The organism is Pseudomonas sp. R1-43-08 (genome assembly GCF_003852255.1).
Classification (GTDB): Bacteria; Pseudomonadota; Gammaproteobacteria; order Pseudomonadales; family Pseudomonadaceae; genus Aquipseudomonas.
This window is the reverse complement of record NZ_CP027734.1, coordinates 1004821-1019615: the sequence shown is the minus strand read 5'-3', so window position 1 is coordinate 1019615 and position 14795 is coordinate 1004821. Positions and strand designations below refer to the sequence as shown.

Genomic DNA, 14795 nt, shown 5'->3' with positions numbered 1-14795 from the left:
GGGCCCAGTAAATGCTAGCTTTTAGCCAGCATCTTGAACTCACTGAGGTCCAATGTGGGAGGGGGCTTGCCCCCGATAGCGGTGTGTCAGCCAAGTATTCATCAGCTGATCCACCGCCATCGGGAGCAAGCCCCCTCCCACACAGATCAGGTTTACTTCATGCTGGTAAACGCCAGCTTCACACCAATCGCAATCAGCACAGCGCCCATGGTGCGATCGAACCAATGCCCCATCTTCGCAAACCCGGCGCGCACGCGCTGCTGGCTGAACAGCATGGCCACCAGGCAAAACCACAGCGCCGTCGCCACCGCCAGATACACGCCATAACCGGCCTGCACCGCCAACGGTGTGTGCGGGTTGATCACCACCGTAAACAGCGACAGGAAAAACAGCGTGGCCTTGGGATTCAAGCCGTTGGTCACGAAACCCGCCGTGAACGCGCCGCGTGGGGTGCGCTCGCCCGCCTCGCGATGCAGCTCGCCTTCGGCCACAGGCTTGGCCGGCTGCGCGCGCAGCGCCTTGAAGCCGATATACAGCAGGTACGCCGCTGCCGCCCATTTCAGTGCATTGAACAGCACGATGGACTGGGACACGATCAAGCCGATGCCCAGCAACGAGTAACCGACATGCAGAAAAATCGCCGAACCGACGCCCAGCGCGGTCCAGGTACCGGCGCGCCGGCCGTGGGTCACGCTTTCACGCACCACCACGGCGAAGTCCGGCCCAGGGCTGGCCACCGCCAACAAGTGAATCAAGGCTACGGTCAAAAACTCGGCGACGTACATGCGCGCTCCATGAAGTAACGGATTATTTCATCTGATAGGCTCAGCAGATTACGCCTTCGAACCTCGTCGCAAAAGGTACAGTTGATCATGAACAATCGCCGCGCCGTCTTCCTCGATCACCCCTCCCTGGACCTCGGCGACCTCGACCTCAGTGGGCTGCGCGACTGCTTCGGCGAGCTGCAGCTGTTCGAGCAGACCACGCCGCAGAATGTGCTCGAACGCTTGCAGGGCGCTCACGTCGCCATCAGCAACAAAATACCGCTCAACGCCGAGACTCTGGCCGCCTGCCCCGACCTCAAGCTGATCCTGGTGTCGGCCACCGGCACCAACAACATCGACCTCGACGCCGCCCGCACCCAAGGCATCACCGTGAGTAACTGCCAGGGCTACGGCACGCCGTCAGTGGCCCAGCACACACTCATGCTGCTGCTCAACCTCGCCACGCGCCTGAACGACTATCAACGGGATGTGGCCGCGGGCAAATGGCAGCAGGCCAGGCAGTTCTGCCTGCTGGACTACCCGATTGTCGAGCTGGAGGGCAAAACCCTCGGCCTGCTCGGGCATGGCGAGCTGGGCAGCGCCGTGGCGCGCCTGGCCGAAGCCTTCGGCATGCGCGTGGTGCTCGGCGCGATTCCCGGGCGCCCTGCCCGTGCCGACCGCGTACCGCTGGATGATCTGCTGGCGCAGGTCGATGCGCTGACCTTGCATTGCCCGCTCAACGAGCACACCCGCGACCTTATCGGCGCGCGCGAACTGGCGCTGCTCAAGCCCGGCGCGTTTGTCGTCAACACTGCACGCGGAGGCTTGATCAACGAACAGGCGCTGGCCGATGCGCTGCGCAGCGGGCACCTGGGCGGTGCGGCCACCGATGTGCTGAGTGTCGAGCCTCCGGTCCAGGGCAACTCGCTGCTGGCCGCTGACATTCCTCGGCTGATCGTCACGCCCCATAACGCCTGGGGCAGCCGTGAAGCGCGGCAACGGATCGTCGGGCAATTGCGCGAAAACGCCCTGGGCTTTTTCAACGGTGCCCCGCTTCGCGTCGTCAGTTGATAAACTGCGCCCCTTTTCAAGGAGCAGACCATGGATCCGCGCAGTGAAGTACTGCTTCGCCAGGCCGAACTTTTTCAAGGCAACCTGCTGCTGGTCGGTTTGCCTGCCGACGATTTGCTCGGGCGCCTGCCCAATGCCCATGGCTGGTGCTGGCATGCCGGCGACCAGGCGGCGCTTGCGGCGCGTTTTCCCGAGCGCAGCCAGTTCGGCGTGACCGTGCCCGAGCGCGCATTCGATGCGGCGGTGATTTTCCTGCCCAAGTCCAAAGACCTCACCGACTACCTGCTCAACGCCGTGGCCGCGCGCCTGCCCGGTGCCGAGCTGTTTTTGGTGGGCGAGAAAAAAGCCGGTATCGAAAGCGCCGCCAAGCAAATGATTCCCTTCGGCAAACCGCGCAAGCTGGATAACGCACGGCATTGTCAGCTTTGGCAGGTCACGGTGAGCAACGCGCCGCAAGCGCGCGAACTCGATAGCCTGGCGCAGACCTTCGACGTACCGCTGGCCGACGGGCCGCTCAAGGTAGTGAGCCTGCCGGGCGTGTTCAGCCATGGCCGCCTGGACCGTGGCACCGAACTGTTGCTGGCGCACCTGGACAAGCTGCCCAGCGGGCATTTGCTCGACTTTGGTTGCGGCGCCGGCGTATTGGGGGCAGCGGTAAAACGTCGCTACCCGCATAACACCGTGACGCTGCTCGATGTGGACGCCTTCGCCGCCGCCAGCAGTCGCCTGACCCTGGCTGCCAATGGCCTGGACGCCGAAGTGTTGACTGGTGACGGCATCGACGCCGCGCCGATGGGCTTGAACGCGATTTTGAGCAACCCACCGTTCCATGTCGGGGTGCACACCGATTACTTCGCTACGGAAAACCTGCTGCGAAAAGCGGCAAAACATCTGGCAAAAGGCGGCGAACTGCGCCTCGTCGCCAACAGCTTCCTGAAGTACCAGCCGCTGATCGAAGAGCATTTGGGCATCTGCGCCGTCAAAGCCGAAGGCAATGGTTTTCGCATCTACCGGGCCAAACGCCCCTGACGGGCGTTTGAAAAAGAAGGCTTGCCGAATGGGTTTTGCCTAGGCAGAATCCGCTCCGTCCTAGGGGAGTAGTCTCCCACGAGCCCACGCTCGTCCGGCATACGTCAACATACTTGGTCAGCAGACCATGGCGTATGCGACCCAGGAGTCCGCACAGACGGACCGGGGTTTGACAAGACCTATGACACGCACACCTTACCCGGGGCGGGAAGGCTGTACGTGTCATAGCCGTGTCGACCCGCCCCTGGAAACCTACCTGATGCTGGATTCACTGCTCGTTCCTACCGCAATCGTTGCCCTGGCCGAAATCGGCGACAAGACGCAACTGCTCGCGCTCATTCTCGCTGCTCGCTTTCGCAAGCCCTGGCCCATCATCGCCGGCATCGTCGCCGCGACCCTGGCCAACCATGCGGCGGCCGGTGCGGTAGGCGCCTGGTTCGGGAGTTTCTTCTCCGATGCGGTGCTGCACTGGATTCTCGCGGCCAGCTTCTGTGCCACGGCGCTGTGGACGCTGGTGCCGGACAAACTCGACGATGATGAAGCCAGCACCACGCGCAAGTTCGGGCCGTTCCTGACTACGCTGATTGCGTTCTTCATCGCGGAAATCGGCGACAAGACCCAGATCGCCACGGTGATGCTGGCCGCGCAATACCCGGAACTATGGCTGGTGATTATCGGCACTACGCTGGGGATGCTGATTGCCAACGTACCGGTGGTGCTGGCGGGGAATTTTGCGGCGGAGAAGCTGCCGTTGACGTTGATTCGTCGATTGGCGGCAACGGCGTTTTTCGTACTGGCAATCGTGGCGGTGTACAAGGCTATGCAAAGCAGTGGGTGGATCTAAATCTGCAAACCCAATCCAATGTGAGAGGGGGCAAGCCCCCTCCCACATTTTGATCCCATCAGGCCTTAGGACTTCTTGGCCTGTTGGTACAGCGGCATGACCTTCGGAATCGCCGCCTGCAACGAAGCAATACGGCTGTCGGATGCCGGGTGCGTGCTCATGAACTCCGGCGGCGCGCCTTCCGAGGCCTTGGCCATCTTGTTCCACAGCGTAATGGCTGCATTCGGGTTGTAGCCGGCGCGGGCGGCCAGCTCCAGGCCGATCAGGTCGGCTTCGTTCTCATTGCTGCGGCTGTTGGGCAAGGTCATGCCATAGTTGGCCACGGTATCGGCCAGCGCCAGGCTGTCCTGGCCCAGGCCGAACAATGCACCGGCGCCCTGCTTGGCCATCTCGATGCCGTAGGCCTTGGACATGGCTTCGCGGCCGTGTTCACGCAAGGCGTGGGCGATTTCATGGCCCATCACGGCGGCCAGTTCATCATCGGTGAGCTTGAGGTTGTCGATCAACGCGCTGTACACCAGGATCTTGCCACCCGGCCCGCAGTTGGCGTTCATCTCATCGCTCTTGATCAGGTTCACTTCCCACTTCCATTGCGCCGCATCCGGGCGGAAGGTCGGCGCCTGGGCGATCAGGCGATTGGCAATGGCCTGCACGCGCTTGGCGTTGGCGCTGGTCTTGTCCAACACGCCTTTGCCGCTCGCCTCACCCAGGGTCTGCTGATAGGACTGGGCGTACATCTGGTCGACTTCCTGGCTCGACAGCATGCTGAACATGTACTGCTTGCGCTCAACCCCAACCGCGCCGCCGCTGGTGGTATTGACCGACTGACACCCGGCCAGCAGCATCGCTGCCACCAACCCGCTTACCGCCAATGACTTCTTCATGAACACGCTCCCTGGAAACATGGCGCGTATCGTAGGCGGACATTTGTATCGGCGCCAGATACATCAGACATTTAACCGCTGAATGTCGACGGTTCAAGCCGGGGTCAGGCATTCCGGCCCATTGAGCTTGGGATCGTTGACCATATTGGCCAGGACCCGCTCGCGCAAAGCGGCGGGCTCACTGGCCAGAAGACCTTGCAGCACCGCCAGCGGTGTCGCGGGGTCCAGCCAGGCGGCCTGCCCTGCTTCATCCAGGATCAATGGCCGACGCTGAGCCTGCGCCGCCTGGGTGACCACCGCCGTACTCAACCACACCTGCTCCTGCACCGGATACGCTTCCCAGATCGCCGCGAAAAACAACGTGGAGCCCTCCCCCGGCGTCAGCCAGTACGGGCGTTTGCGCTGGGTGCCGCGCCATTCGTAAAACCCGTTGGCCGGCAGCAGGCAACGCCGCTGGCGGAACGCTTCGCGAAACATCGGTTGCTCGGCCAGGGTTTCGGCGCGGGCATGGGCCGGCGTGCGGGACAGGTCAGTGAGCCAGGGCGGCGTCAGGCCCCAACGCGCACGCGCCAGGGTGAGCTGGCCGTCGAGGGCGCGCTGGATCAGCACCGAATCATTGGGGGAAATATTCCACTGGGCCTGCTGGTCGGCCGGGAACCCCGGCAAGGCAGCAAAAGCGGGGGTCCAGCGAAACAGGGCATAACGTCCACACATGGGGCAACACGACTCTTGGGTAAACCGACCGACAGCCTAACAGACCAATACGTCGGGGAAGCTGTCGGGTTCGTCGCCGGGCAAGGGTTGCGCGGCGTTATAGGCGGTGATGAGTTCGCGGGCGTAGGCGGCCTGATCATTGTCGACCTCCAGCCCCAGCAAACCGAAAATCGGCAGTTCACCCGTGCCACCGAGCAAATGGCGCCCCACCAGGTGCGCCTCGATCCCTTCGCTGGCGAGCATCTGTTGCAGCAGCTCGCCTTCCATGAGGTTTTCCGGTTCGTAGATTCGCTGCATCGCGTTACCTGTTGTTTATTCGTTCTCGCTGCGGGTCTCGAGCATCCACTCGTCGTCATGCACCTGCAGGTTGAAACTGATCGGCCTGCAGCACACCTGACAGTCCTCGATGTAAACCTGATCACCGCCGGACAAATCCACCGTCGTTTCGACCGTTTCACCACAATAAGGACAATCGTACAGCGCATTTTCCAGCATCGCGGTCTCCTGAGTGACTTGTGCGTATAATCGCCGGTCTATTTACAGGGTTATATTTCGGCTGAGCCCATTACTCAGGCCGCACCCTGGTATTTCTTCTACTTACCCTAGCCGTTTCTAACAAGAGAGCATGATGGGCGAATTCGATACCATCCGACCTTACAACGACAGCGAAGTCCCGGCAGTGCTGGACCGGCTGTTCCGTGACAAGGCCTTTCTGGACATCCTGACCCACTTCCGCTTCCCGCGCTTCGCTGGTGCGCTGGGCTGGCTGCTCAAGCCGATGATCGCACGCAAACTGCGCCGTGAATTCGCCGGTGTCACCACCGTGGCGACGCTGCAGGATAAAGTCGAGTATTACGTCGACCATACCATCGACCGCGCGACTGACGGCGTCACCTATACCGGCGTCGAGCAATTGAAATCCGGCAGCGCCTACCTGTTTCTGGCCAATCACCGCGACATCGTGATGGACCCGGCCTTCGTCAACTACGCCGTCTACCATGCCGGCCTGCCGACGCCGCGCATCGCCATCGGCGACAACCTGCTGCAAAAGCCGTTTGTCAGCGACCTGATGCGCTTGAACAAGAGCTTCATCGTGCACCGCTCGATCACCGGGCGAAAGGAAAAGATGGCGGCCTACCAGTTGCTGTCGGCCTACATCAACCATTCGATCCGCAACGACTGCCAGTCGATCTGGATCGCCCAGGCCGAAGGTCGGGCCAAGGATGGGGATGATCGCACCGAATCGGCGATCCTCAAGATGTTCCACGTCAGCCGCAAGGACGAGCCGTTCGCCGAAGTCATCCAGTCGTTGAACCTGACGCCGGTGTCGATCAGCTACGAGTACGACCCGTGCGACGCCGCCAAGGCCCGCGAGCTGTATATCCGCGCCACCACCGGCACCTACTGCAAGGCGCCGGGCGAGGATGACGTCAGCATTGCGCTGGGCATCACCGGCTACAAAGGCCGGGTGCACGTGAACTTCGCGCCGCCGATTACCGAGCGCTTCGAAGACACCAAGGTGCTGGCTGCCGAAATGGACCGGCAGATTCTGGGCGGTTATCGGCTGTTCCCGGCGCACTACTTGGCGTATGCCCAATGGAACGATGCCGACCCACAACTGCAAGTGCCCAAGGCTGCGGACGTATTCCCGGCCGACGAGCTGGCCAAGGCGAAGACAGAGTGGGAGCGGCGCTTGCACGAATGCCCATCCGAGCACCGCCCGTACCTGGTGACGCAATATGCGATGCCGGTGCGTAATCAGTATCGGGTGAAGGCGGGGATCCCGTTGTAAACACCGGTCAAAAAATGTGGGAGGGGGCTTGCTCCCGATTACGGTGTGTCAGTGCAGGTATTTGCAACTGACCCACCGCTATCGGGAGCAAGCCCCCTCCCACATTTGTTTGGCGGCGTACTTACAAATGGGTACTGAGCCAGGACAGCACCAGCGCCAGCCCCAGGCCCGCGAACCCGACGCGGTAAGCCTGGCGATAGGCCCGTTCGGTGCGCGTATCCAGGAACAGCATCGGTTGGTCGATGGCCCGCTCTTCGCTGCGCAGGGCGAGGTCGGCCATCGCACGTTGCGCGCGCAGACGGGTCAGGAACAGCACTACGGCGCCCGAGCAGGCAATCAATAGGGCTACAGCATTGATGAGCAGCGCGGACAACGCCATCGCAAACCTCGGCGAAACAGTATTCGGGTATCGGTCCAGATACAAACCTGAACGATAGTGGCTTCCTGCGCCGTTACTGCTCCCTCCCCGTTGACGGCTAATGTATCCAGTAATTTACAGCGTCACCTGAACGTCACCTTAACAAGCCACTCTGATGCCCTTCGACGTGAGGTGCTTGTCATGCTGCATGCGCAAAACCAGGACCGGCTGTATCTGATTGCCCCAAGCGATGAACAGGAGGCATTGGTCGGCGGCCTTGCGTTCAACGTCCAGGACCGCCACTGGCTGGTGTATTGCGCCCTCGCCGGGCAGGTGCATGCCGACCTGCCGGAGCTGGATTTACTCACTGGCGTGAGCATGTTGGATTTTTATGTCGACACGGCCGCGTGAAAGCGCCAGGCGAAAAAAAACCGGGCTCAGCGATGAGCCCGGTTTTTTTGAACAGCTTATTGCGAACTGAGCAACTGGCCGATGCTTGGGTCCTTGAACAGTCGGGTCAAGGCGTCGCTGAGCACATCGCTGACCAGCTTGGTGTTGGTTTCCTGGTTCGGCGACATACCGAAGCGCTGGTTGAGGGATGCAGCGTAGCGGCCGCTGTAGCGACGCGTACCGGCGCTGACGTCGGACTTGAAGGTTGCGCCGATAGACGCTTCGGTCACATACAGGCCTTCCTTGGGCGACTGGTATTTCAGTTCGGCCAGAGTGACGGTCAGTTGCGGCGCACCCGGCGTGTTGGTCGGCGTAAAGCCCAACAAGCGCACAGCGGCTTCAGCCTGGGCCTGCAGCTTGGGCAGCACGTCCTGGCCGGTCACCGAAATCAGCGCGGTCTCCGGGTACAGGCCGCCACGCGAACCCAGCGTAGGTGACGGACGGCCATCTACCACACGCACCGACACCGGCTGACCGTGACCGACCGGGGCCAACTGCGCCGTGACTTTGGGTTGCGGGCTGAGTTGTTGCGGGCTGTTGGCGCAGCCAACCAAAGCCAAACTGGTCACAGTGATCAAACCGAACAACAGGCGTTGCAACATACTCATTTCTCCAAGACTAGGCGCACACAGGCCGCCAGTATAACGGTGCACGCGCGTCACTCACCAGCAATCCTGAACCGCAGCTGAAGGCATGGGGCAAATTACAATTTCACATAAAAGCGTCATTGCAATGTCATGGCAGACTGAGAACCTTCAAGCATGTAACGCAACCGGTACATCGCCATGCGCCTTCTCAAGTCACTGTTCCTGTCACACGCCCGCCACCGCCACTTTGCCCTGCTCGACGCCCACGGCCATTGCCTGGCGTTCAAGCAATGCAGCCTGCCGCCCGTCGGTGAAGGCTGGGTGGAAGTTGCAGAGACACACCTTGGCTGGATGCACCGCCCGCTGCCGGCCAGTGCACGGGTCAGCCCTGAGTTTGTACGCGCATCTTCACGACAAGCGTTGGCCTCCTGACCAGCGCACTAATAAAAGTCATAAAACACGCCCATTTCCCCGGCGTTCTTCGCTACAATCTCCCCCCGATTATAAGGACGTCTCCTGATCGGGCCCCGCAGCATCGTTATTGCCTCGGCATTAACCTCCCAATTGCCCACAGAGAGCCGCCCACACAGATCGAGTGAAGCTGGCGTGCTTGCTGTTTCCTTTGCAAACCACCCGTCTTTATCGAATCTGCCAGAGCTGCCATTGCGCTCGGCCACTTGAGTTTGTTGCCCGTTTCACGGGCCAGGTGCCAGGCTGGGCAGCCCTTTTTTGAGGTTCACGTCTTCAAAAGAGCGTGAAAAAACGGGTTTTCACAACTTCACAAGAGTGTGGCGAGCAAATGAATAGTTTGGCGTTTGTACAAGCACCATCAGCGTCTGGAACAGCCCAACACAGGATCGAGTACTCCTCAACAACCGGAGCTTGAGCCTGTCCGCTACGGATTGGTTGCACGAATCGCACGCTTTGACCATAAGTCGAATTGCCACAGGCGCCCATGAATGCGTTCATAGGCAGATTAGCCGGGCAGGAAGCGTGCGCTGAAGTTGCAAAGAATTGCGAAACGGACATGGCGATCCTGGCCATGGGTAACCTGGGGCAACACGTGAACCGCCCTGTCACTCCTGGCAGCCATGCCGTCAATTTGGTGCTGCAGATTTTGGAGACGCGTTAAATGGCGCATAACGAAGCAGTCGACGTAGTTCTGGTAGGGGCCGGCATCATGAGTGCCACCCTGGCCGTACTGCTCAAGGAGCTCGACCCCGGCCTCAAGCTGGAAGTCGTTGAGCTGATGGATTCGGGTGCCGCGGAGAGTTCCAACCCGTGGAACAACGCCGGTACCGGCCACGCCGGGCTGTGTGAGCTGAACTACACGCCGCAGGCCGCCGATGGCTCCATCGACATCAAGAAAGCCGTGCACATCAACACCCAGTTCGAGGTGTCGAAACAGTTCTGGGCGTACCTGACCAAAAAAGGCACCTTTGGCTCGTCCAAATCCTTCATCAGCCCGGTCCCGCACCTGAGTTTCGTGCAGGGCGAAAACGGCGTTGCCTTCCTCAAGAAGCGTTTTGAAACCCTCAGCCAGCACCATGCGTTTTCGGACATGCACTACACCGAAGACCGCAGCGAGATGGCCGAGTGGATGCCGCTGATGATGCCGGGCCGCCCGCTGGACGAAAAAATCGCCGCGACCCGCGTGATGAACGGTACTGACGTCAACTTCGGCGCCCTGACCAACCAACTGCTCAGCCACCTGACCAGTTCGGCGGACGCCCAGGTCAAGTACTGCAAGCGCGTCACCGGCCTCAAGCGCAATGGTGCCGGCTGGACCGTCAGCATCAAGGACGTCAACAGCGGCAACAGCCGCGACGTGGATGCCAAGTTCGTCTTCCTCGGCGCCGGCGGTGCGGCGTTGCCGCTGCTGCAGGCGTCGGGCATCGAAGAAAGCAAAGGCTTCGGCGGTTTCCCGGTCAGCGGCCAGTGGCTGCGTTGCGACAACCCAGAAGTGGTCAGACAGCATCAGGCCAAGGTCTATAGCCAGGCCGCCGTGGGCTCGCCACCGATGTCCGTACCGCACCTGGATACCCGCGTGGTGGATGGCAAGAAGTCCCTGCTGTTCGGGCCATACGCCGGGTTCACCACCAAATTCCTCAAGCACGGCTCGTTCCTGGACCTGCCGATGTCGATTCGTGCCGGCAACATCGGTCCGATGCTCGCCGTGGCACGCGACAACATGGACCTGACCAAGTACCTGGTCAGCGAAGTGCGCCAGTCCATGGAGCAGCGCCTGGAATCCCTGCGCCGCTTCTACCCCGAGGCGAAAGCCGAAGACTGGCGCCTGGAAGTGGCCGGCCAGCGGGTACAGATCATCAAGAAAGACCCGAAGAAAGGCGGCGTGCTGCAATTCGGCACCGAGCTGGTGGCGGCCAAGGATGGTTCGCTGGCGGCGCTGCTGGGCGCCTCGCCGGGCGCTTCGGTGACGGTGTCGATCATGCTTGACCTGATCGAGCGCTGCTTCCCGGAGAAAGCCAAGGGCGAATGGGCGACCAAGCTGCACGAGATTTTCCCGGCGCGCGAGAAAGTGCTGGAGACGGATGCCGAGCTGTATCGCAAGATCAATACGCAAAACAACATCAGCCTGGAGCTGGTAGATGGAGGTGCGAGCTCGCTCGCGAAAAACGATAACGATAACGCAGCGCATCTGGTTTGACGCGGCGCTCTCAGGTTCTTCGCGAGCAAGCTCGCTCCTACCGTTAAAAGCGAAACGCCCCGGACTCTTATGAGGTCGGGGCGTTTTTTTATGGCTCGGATAATCAGCTGCGGGCTTTGTCGATCAGCTCGATGTACTCGGCGGCGTTGCGCTGGTCCTTGATCAGGTCGACAAAGGTCTGGCCATGCTCATCCTTGCCATCCAGGTCCAGACCGGCCTCCTTGAAGAAGCCCAGGAAGCGCTCAAAGTCGTCGATACGCAGGCCGCGATAGGCCTTGATCAGTTTGTGCAGGGACGGGGACGTCGCATCGACCGGCTCGAAGTTCAGGAACAATTTGATCTGGTCGTCGCCGATCTCGTCACCGATCACCTGTTTTTTATCTTTACGCATTACCGACTCCAGCCTGCAGACATTGATACGGGGGTTGAAGTCTACCTGTGGTACACAGGCTTCGAAAGCGTAGAAGAGCCGCAGCTCAATCGAACTGGGCGAGCATCCAGCGTTGGTAGTCAGCCACACCGGCATCGCCCTCGCGGGGCGCCCAATCGGCCAACTCACCCTCACCCACCGGTCGATAGGGCCCGGCCTTGCACTCGAACATCACCGTATCAGGCTCCAGCACGACCAGGCCGTGGAACACGCCCGGCGGCAGGTCGACGCCCGCGCACTCGCCCCCTGCCTGCATCACGCGTTTGGTGATGACCTCACCAGTGTCGCTGAATATCAGCAGGCCCAGTCGCCCCTGGAGCACCAGCAAGGTTTCCGCCTTGTCCGCGCTCAAGTGCCGATGCGGCGGTACATAGGTACTCGGCTGCAGGGCCACGGCGAGCCGATGACACGGCTCTTCCATCTGGTGGAAATTGTGATGGTGCCGGCCACGGGGGCTGGCGCCCGCTTTCTCGGCCAACTCTGCAAATAACGTCTGATCAAGAAAGCGGGCCATCGATTACATTCCTTTAACCGCGTAGATGCCATTGGCGTTGCGCCAGTAGCCCTTGTAGTCCATGCCATAACCGAAGATATAGCGGTCGATGCACGGCAGCCCGACAAAATCGGCTTTGAGCTCAGGGCGCGCCTTGCGGTCGTGGTCTTTGTCGATCAGCACGGCGGTGTGTACTTTGCGCGCGCCGGCATGCTTGCAGAAGTCGATGATCGCGCCCAGGGTGTGCCCTTCGTCGAGGATGTCATCGATGATCAGCACGTCACGGTCGATAAACGAAACTTCCGGCTTGGCCTTCCAGAACAGATCGCCGCCACTGGTTTCGTTGCGATAGCGGGTAGCGTGCAGATAAGAGGCTTCCAGCGGGAATTGCAGGTGAGTGAGCAATTTTCCGGCGAAGATCAGGCCACCGTTCATCACGCAGAACACTACCGGGTTGGTGTCGGCCATTTCGCGGGTGATGTGCGCGCCGACCTTGGCGATCGCTGCTTCGACTTGCGCTTCGGTGTACAGGCAGTCAGCCTCGTGCATGATTTGACGGATATGCTCGAGATCAGCGGACATGGCGCTCTCCAAGGGGTGCTGTGGCAAGAAAAGCGGGCGAAGTTACGCTTCTACTGCGCTCCAATCAAGCCTTTATGGACTAACGTACTTGATGTCTATAGGACAACACCCTCGGATAGATTAATCTAGGCCGGTTTTTTTGCCCGCCGCCGGAGCCTTTCCCATGCCCACTCGCGAGATCCGCCACCCGCTGATCCGACACAAACTCGGCCTTATGCGCCGTGCCGACATCAGCACGAAGAATTTCCGTGAGCTTGCTCAGGAAGTTGGAGCGCTGCTCACTTACGAAGCTACCAAGGATTTACCCTTGGAAACCTACGAGATCCCCGGTTGGGCCGGTCCCGTACAGGTCGAGAAAATCGCCGGTAAGAAAATTACCGTGGTACCGATCCTGCGCGCCGGTATCGGCATGCTCGAAGGCGTGCTCAGCCTGATCCCGGGCGCCAAGGTCAGCGCCGTCGGCGTGGCCCGCAACGAAGAAACGTTGCAGGCCCACACGTACCTGGAAAAACTCGTCCCGGAAATCAACGAACGCCTGGCCATGATCATCGACCCGATGCTCGCCACCGGCAGTTCCATGGTCGCCACCATCGACCTGTTGAAAAAAGCCGGCTGCAAGGACATCCGCGCCATGGTGTTGGTCGCCGCGCCCGAAGGCATTGCCGCCGTCGAGAAAGCGCACCCTGACGTACAGATCTACACCGCCTCCATCGACGAGCGCCTGAATGAACACGGCTACATCATCCCAGGCCTGGGCGATGCCGGTGACAAGATCTTCGGCACCAAGCAGAAGGACGCGTGAGCATGCAGGATGAATTCAACGACCCGCTTTGGCGCCAGATCCTGTCTGGCGCACAAATGCTCTTCGTAGCATTTGGCGCGCTGGTGTTGATGCCGCTGATCACAGGCCTTGATCCAAACGTCGCACTGTTCACCGCAGGCTTAGGCACGTTGCTGTTCCAGGTGGTGACCGGGCGGCAGGTGCCGGTGTTCCTGGCCTCGAGCTTTGCATTCATCACCCCGATCATTCTCGCCAAGGGCCAATTCGGCCTGGCAGCGACCATGGGCGGAGTGATGGCGGCGGGTTTCGTCTATACCTTCCTGGGCCTTGCCGTGAAGGTCAAAGGCACCGGTTTCATCGACCGACTGCTGCCGCCGGTAGTGATCGGCCCGGTGATCATTTCCATCGGCCTGGCCATGGCGCCGATCGCCGCCAATATGGCGATGGGCAAGTCCGGCGACGGCGCCGAGCTGATCCACTACCAGACGGCCATGCTGATCTCGATGCCCGCGCTGCTGACCACCTTGATCGTCGCGGTGTTCGGCAAGGGCATCTTCCGCCTGGTGCCGATCATCTCCGGCGTACTGGTGGGGTTTGCCATGTCGTTCTACTTCGGCGTGGTCGACACGGCGAAGATCGCCGCCGCGCCGTGGTTCGCCCTGCCCCACTTCACCGCGCCGGAGTTCAACTGGCAGGCGATCCTGTTTATCGTCCCGGTGGCCCTGGCCCCTGCGATCGAACATATTGGTGGCGTGATAGCGGTCGGCAGCGTGACCGGTCGCGACTACCTGAAGAAGCCCGGCCTGCACCGCACATTGCTGGGTGACGGGATTGCCACCACGGCCGCCGGCCTGTTTGGCGGCCCGCCCAATACCACCTACGCCGAAGTGACGGGCGCGGTGATGCTGACCAAGAACTACAACCCGAAAATCATGACCTGGGCCGCGGTGTTCGCCATCAGCCTGGCGTTCATCGGCAAGTTCGGCGCGCTGTTGCAGAGCATTCCGGTACCGGTGATGGGCGGAATTCTGTGCCTGCTGTTCGGCTCGATTGCGGCGGTGGGGATGAATACGCTGATTCGCCACAGGATCGACCTGGGTGAAGCGCGCAATCTGGTGATTGTGTCGGTGACGCTGGTGTTCGGGATTGGCGGTGTACTGGTGGGTACCGGCACCGGCCCGGACGATTTCGGCCTCAAGGGCATCGCCCTGTGCGCGGTGGTAGCGATTGGCTTGAACCTGCTGTTGCCGGGCAATGATGGTTGGAAGCACAAGAAGCCTGACGAACCGCTGCTCTAACTAAATGTGGGAGGGGGCTTGCCCCCGATAGCGGAGTGTCAGTCACTGAT

The 14795-nt window shown here is 60.9% G+C and carries 19 protein-coding genes and 1 riboswitch; of the genes, 9 read left to right on the top strand and 10 right to left on the bottom strand.

The features are described from left to right. Positions 1 to 152: 152 nt before the first annotated feature. Positions 153 to 785, bottom strand: coding sequence for a LysE family translocator (locus tag C4J87_RS04525; protein WP_124365860.1), 633 nt, complete (start codon positions 783 to 785; stop codon positions 153 to 155). Positions 786 to 872: 87 nt separating this feature from the next. On the opposite strand from C4J87_RS04525, the gene C4J87_RS04520 reads away from it, so the two are divergent. The 3 genes from C4J87_RS04520 to C4J87_RS04510 all read left to right on the top strand — a co-directional run bounded on the left by C4J87_RS04520 (position 873) and on the right by C4J87_RS04510 (position 3708). After that, a complete protein-coding gene (locus C4J87_RS04520) occupies positions 873 to 1835 on the top strand; it encodes a 2-hydroxyacid dehydrogenase (protein WP_372238433.1) in 963 nt (320 codons plus the stop codon). A gap of 30 nt (positions 1836 to 1865) precedes the next feature. After that, positions 1866 to 2864 (top strand): class I SAM-dependent methyltransferase, encoded by a 999-nt coding sequence (locus C4J87_RS04515; RefSeq protein ID WP_124365859.1) that lies wholly within the window; start codon positions 1866 to 1868, stop codon positions 2862 to 2864. Positions 2865 to 2915: 51 nt separating this feature from the next. After that, a riboswitch (yybP-ykoY riboswitch) is annotated at positions 2916 to 3034 on the top strand. 89 nt (positions 3035 to 3123) lie between these two features. Continuing rightward, complete coding sequence (locus C4J87_RS04510) at positions 3124 to 3708, top strand: TMEM165/GDT1 family protein (protein ID WP_124361337.1); 585 nt, start codon at positions 3124 to 3126, stop codon at positions 3706 to 3708. Between the two features lie 65 nt (positions 3709 to 3773). On the opposite strand, the gene C4J87_RS04505 is transcribed toward C4J87_RS04510, so the two are convergent. The 4 genes from C4J87_RS04505 to C4J87_RS04490 all read right to left on the bottom strand — a co-directional run bounded on the left by C4J87_RS04505 (position 3774) and on the right by C4J87_RS04490 (position 5801). Beyond that, positions 3774 to 4592, bottom strand: coding sequence for a M48 family metallopeptidase (locus C4J87_RS04505; RefSeq protein ID WP_124361336.1), 819 nt, complete (start codon positions 4590 to 4592; stop codon positions 3774 to 3776). A 93-nt stretch (positions 4593 to 4685) separates the two neighbouring features. Further along, positions 4686 to 5306, bottom strand: coding sequence for an SOS response-associated peptidase (locus tag C4J87_RS04500; protein WP_124365858.1), 621 nt, complete (start codon positions 5304 to 5306; stop codon positions 4686 to 4688). A 36-nt stretch (positions 5307 to 5342) separates the two neighbouring features. After that, positions 5343 to 5603, bottom strand: coding sequence for a putative signal transducing protein (locus C4J87_RS04495; protein WP_124361334.1), 261 nt, complete (start codon positions 5601 to 5603; stop codon positions 5343 to 5345). 15 nt (positions 5604 to 5618) lie between these two features. Continuing rightward, complete coding sequence (locus C4J87_RS04490; RefSeq protein WP_124365857.1) at positions 5619 to 5801, bottom strand: CPXCG motif-containing cysteine-rich protein; 183 nt, start codon at positions 5799 to 5801, stop codon at positions 5619 to 5621. A 133-nt stretch (positions 5802 to 5934) separates the two neighbouring features. Here C4J87_RS04490 and C4J87_RS04485 point away from each other — a divergent pair, with 133 nt between their 5' ends. Next, the gene (locus C4J87_RS04485; RefSeq protein WP_177412787.1) at positions 5935 to 7098 is read left to right on the top strand and encodes a 1-acyl-sn-glycerol-3-phosphate acyltransferase; all 1164 of its coding nucleotides are present in this window, start codon (positions 5935 to 5937) and stop codon (positions 7096 to 7098) included. A 121-nt stretch (positions 7099 to 7219) separates the two neighbouring features. On the opposite strand, the gene C4J87_RS04480 is transcribed toward C4J87_RS04485, so the two are convergent. After that, on the bottom strand, positions 7220 to 7477 hold the full coding sequence (locus C4J87_RS04480; RefSeq protein ID WP_124365855.1) for a hypothetical protein: 258 nt from the start codon (positions 7475 to 7477) through the stop codon (positions 7220 to 7222). Positions 7478 to 7657: 180 nt separating this feature from the next. Here C4J87_RS04480 and C4J87_RS04475 point away from each other — a divergent pair, with 180 nt between their 5' ends. Next, entirely contained in the window at positions 7658 to 7867 is a 210-nt protein-coding gene (locus tag C4J87_RS04475) for a hypothetical protein (RefSeq protein ID WP_124361330.1), read from the top strand. Positions 7868 to 7923: 56 nt separating this feature from the next. Here C4J87_RS04475 and C4J87_RS04470 read toward each other — a convergent pair whose 3' ends face one another. After that, positions 7924 to 8508 carry a YajG family lipoprotein gene (locus C4J87_RS04470; RefSeq protein WP_124365854.1) on the bottom strand — a complete coding sequence of 195 codons (585 nt, stop codon included), beginning with the start codon at positions 8506 to 8508 and terminating at the stop codon, positions 7924 to 7926. 183 nt (positions 8509 to 8691) lie between these two features. On the opposite strand from C4J87_RS04470, the gene C4J87_RS04465 reads away from it, so the two are divergent. Together C4J87_RS04465 and mqo are read left to right on the top strand one after the other, a co-directional pair. Further along, on the top strand, positions 8692 to 8925 hold the full coding sequence (locus C4J87_RS04465; protein WP_124365853.1) for a hypothetical protein: 234 nt from the start codon (positions 8692 to 8694) through the stop codon (positions 8923 to 8925). A gap of 700 nt (positions 8926 to 9625) precedes the next feature. Beyond that, positions 9626 to 11161 carry a malate dehydrogenase (quinone) gene (gene mqo / locus C4J87_RS04460; RefSeq protein WP_124365852.1) on the top strand — a complete coding sequence of 512 codons (1536 nt, stop codon included), beginning with the start codon at positions 9626 to 9628 and terminating at the stop codon, positions 11159 to 11161. Positions 11162 to 11264: 103 nt separating this feature from the next. On the opposite strand, the gene C4J87_RS04455 is transcribed toward mqo, so the two are convergent. The 3 genes from C4J87_RS04455 to C4J87_RS04445 form a co-directional block, all read right to left on the bottom strand. Then, complete coding sequence (locus C4J87_RS04455) at positions 11265 to 11552, bottom strand: PA4642 family protein (protein ID WP_124365851.1); 288 nt, start codon at positions 11550 to 11552, stop codon at positions 11265 to 11267. A gap of 85 nt (positions 11553 to 11637) precedes the next feature. After that, on the bottom strand, positions 11638 to 12105 hold the full coding sequence (locus tag C4J87_RS04450) for a WbuC family cupin fold metalloprotein (protein ID WP_124365850.1): 468 nt from the start codon (positions 12103 to 12105) through the stop codon (positions 11638 to 11640). 3 nt (positions 12106 to 12108) lie between these two features. After that, on the bottom strand, positions 12109 to 12666 hold the full coding sequence (locus C4J87_RS04445) for a hypoxanthine-guanine phosphoribosyltransferase (RefSeq protein ID WP_065885799.1): 558 nt from the start codon (positions 12664 to 12666) through the stop codon (positions 12109 to 12111). Positions 12667 to 12829: 163 nt separating this feature from the next. On the opposite strand from C4J87_RS04445, the gene upp reads away from it, so the two are divergent. Together upp and C4J87_RS04435 are read left to right on the top strand one after the other, a co-directional pair. After that, positions 12830 to 13468: a uracil phosphoribosyltransferase gene (upp, locus tag C4J87_RS04440; RefSeq protein ID WP_017138223.1), complete on the top strand. Its 639-nt coding sequence runs from the start codon at positions 12830 to 12832 to the stop codon at positions 13466 to 13468. 2 nt (positions 13469 to 13470) lie between these two features. After that, positions 13471 to 14745 (top strand): uracil-xanthine permease family protein, encoded by a 1275-nt coding sequence (locus C4J87_RS04435; protein ID WP_124361324.1) that lies wholly within the window; start codon positions 13471 to 13473, stop codon positions 14743 to 14745. Positions 14746 to 14795 lie beyond the last annotated feature (50 nt).

What these genes read in the sequence shown, in the direction of transcription:
- C4J87_RS04525 (WP_124365860.1), bottom strand. Translation starts at nt 785, where the DNA reads ATGTACGTCGCCGAGTTTTTGACCGTAGCCTTGATTCACTTGTTGGCG.
- C4J87_RS04520 (WP_372238433.1), top strand. Translation starts at nt 873, where the DNA reads ATGAACAATCGCCGCGCCGTCTTCCTCGATCACCCCTCCCTGGACCTC.
- C4J87_RS04515 (WP_124365859.1), top strand. Translation starts at nt 1,866, where the DNA reads ATGGATCCGCGCAGTGAAGTACTGCTTCGCCAGGCCGAACTTTTTCAA.
- C4J87_RS04510 (WP_124361337.1), top strand. Translation starts at nt 3,124, where the DNA reads ATGCTGGATTCACTGCTCGTTCCTACCGCAATCGTTGCCCTGGCCGAA.
- C4J87_RS04505 (WP_124361336.1), bottom strand. Translation starts at nt 4,592, where the DNA reads ATGAAGAAGTCATTGGCGGTAAGCGGGTTGGTGGCAGCGATGCTGCTG.
- C4J87_RS04500 (WP_124365858.1), bottom strand. Translation starts at nt 5,306, where the DNA reads ATGTGTGGACGTTATGCCCTGTTTCGCTGGACCCCCGCTTTTGCTGCC.
- C4J87_RS04495 (WP_124361334.1), bottom strand. Translation starts at nt 5,603, where the DNA reads ATGCAGCGAATCTACGAACCGGAAAACCTCATGGAAGGCGAGCTGCTG.
- C4J87_RS04490 (WP_124365857.1), bottom strand. Translation starts at nt 5,801, where the DNA reads ATGCTGGAAAATGCGCTGTACGATTGTCCTTATTGTGGTGAAACGGTC.
- C4J87_RS04485 (WP_177412787.1), top strand. Translation starts at nt 5,935, where the DNA reads ATGGGCGAATTCGATACCATCCGACCTTACAACGACAGCGAAGTCCCG.
- C4J87_RS04480 (WP_124365855.1), bottom strand. Translation starts at nt 7,477, where the DNA reads ATGGCGTTGTCCGCGCTGCTCATCAATGCTGTAGCCCTATTGATTGCC.
- C4J87_RS04475 (WP_124361330.1), top strand. Translation starts at nt 7,658, where the DNA reads ATGCTGCATGCGCAAAACCAGGACCGGCTGTATCTGATTGCCCCAAGC.
- C4J87_RS04470 (WP_124365854.1), bottom strand. Translation starts at nt 8,508, where the DNA reads ATGTTGCAACGCCTGTTGTTCGGTTTGATCACTGTGACCAGTTTGGCT.
- C4J87_RS04465 (WP_124365853.1), top strand. Translation starts at nt 8,692, where the DNA reads ATGCGCCTTCTCAAGTCACTGTTCCTGTCACACGCCCGCCACCGCCAC.
- mqo (WP_124365852.1), top strand. Translation starts at nt 9,626, where the DNA reads ATGGCGCATAACGAAGCAGTCGACGTAGTTCTGGTAGGGGCCGGCATC.
- C4J87_RS04455 (WP_124365851.1), bottom strand. Translation starts at nt 11,552, where the DNA reads ATGCGTAAAGATAAAAAACAGGTGATCGGTGACGAGATCGGCGACGAC.
- C4J87_RS04450 (WP_124365850.1), bottom strand. Translation starts at nt 12,105, where the DNA reads ATGGCCCGCTTTCTTGATCAGACGTTATTTGCAGAGTTGGCCGAGAAA.
- C4J87_RS04445 (WP_065885799.1), bottom strand. Translation starts at nt 12,666, where the DNA reads ATGTCCGCTGATCTCGAGCATATCCGTCAAATCATGCACGAGGCTGAC.
- upp (WP_017138223.1), top strand. Translation starts at nt 12,830, where the DNA reads ATGCCCACTCGCGAGATCCGCCACCCGCTGATCCGACACAAACTCGGC.
- C4J87_RS04435 (WP_124361324.1), top strand. Translation starts at nt 13,471, where the DNA reads ATGCAGGATGAATTCAACGACCCGCTTTGGCGCCAGATCCTGTCTGGC.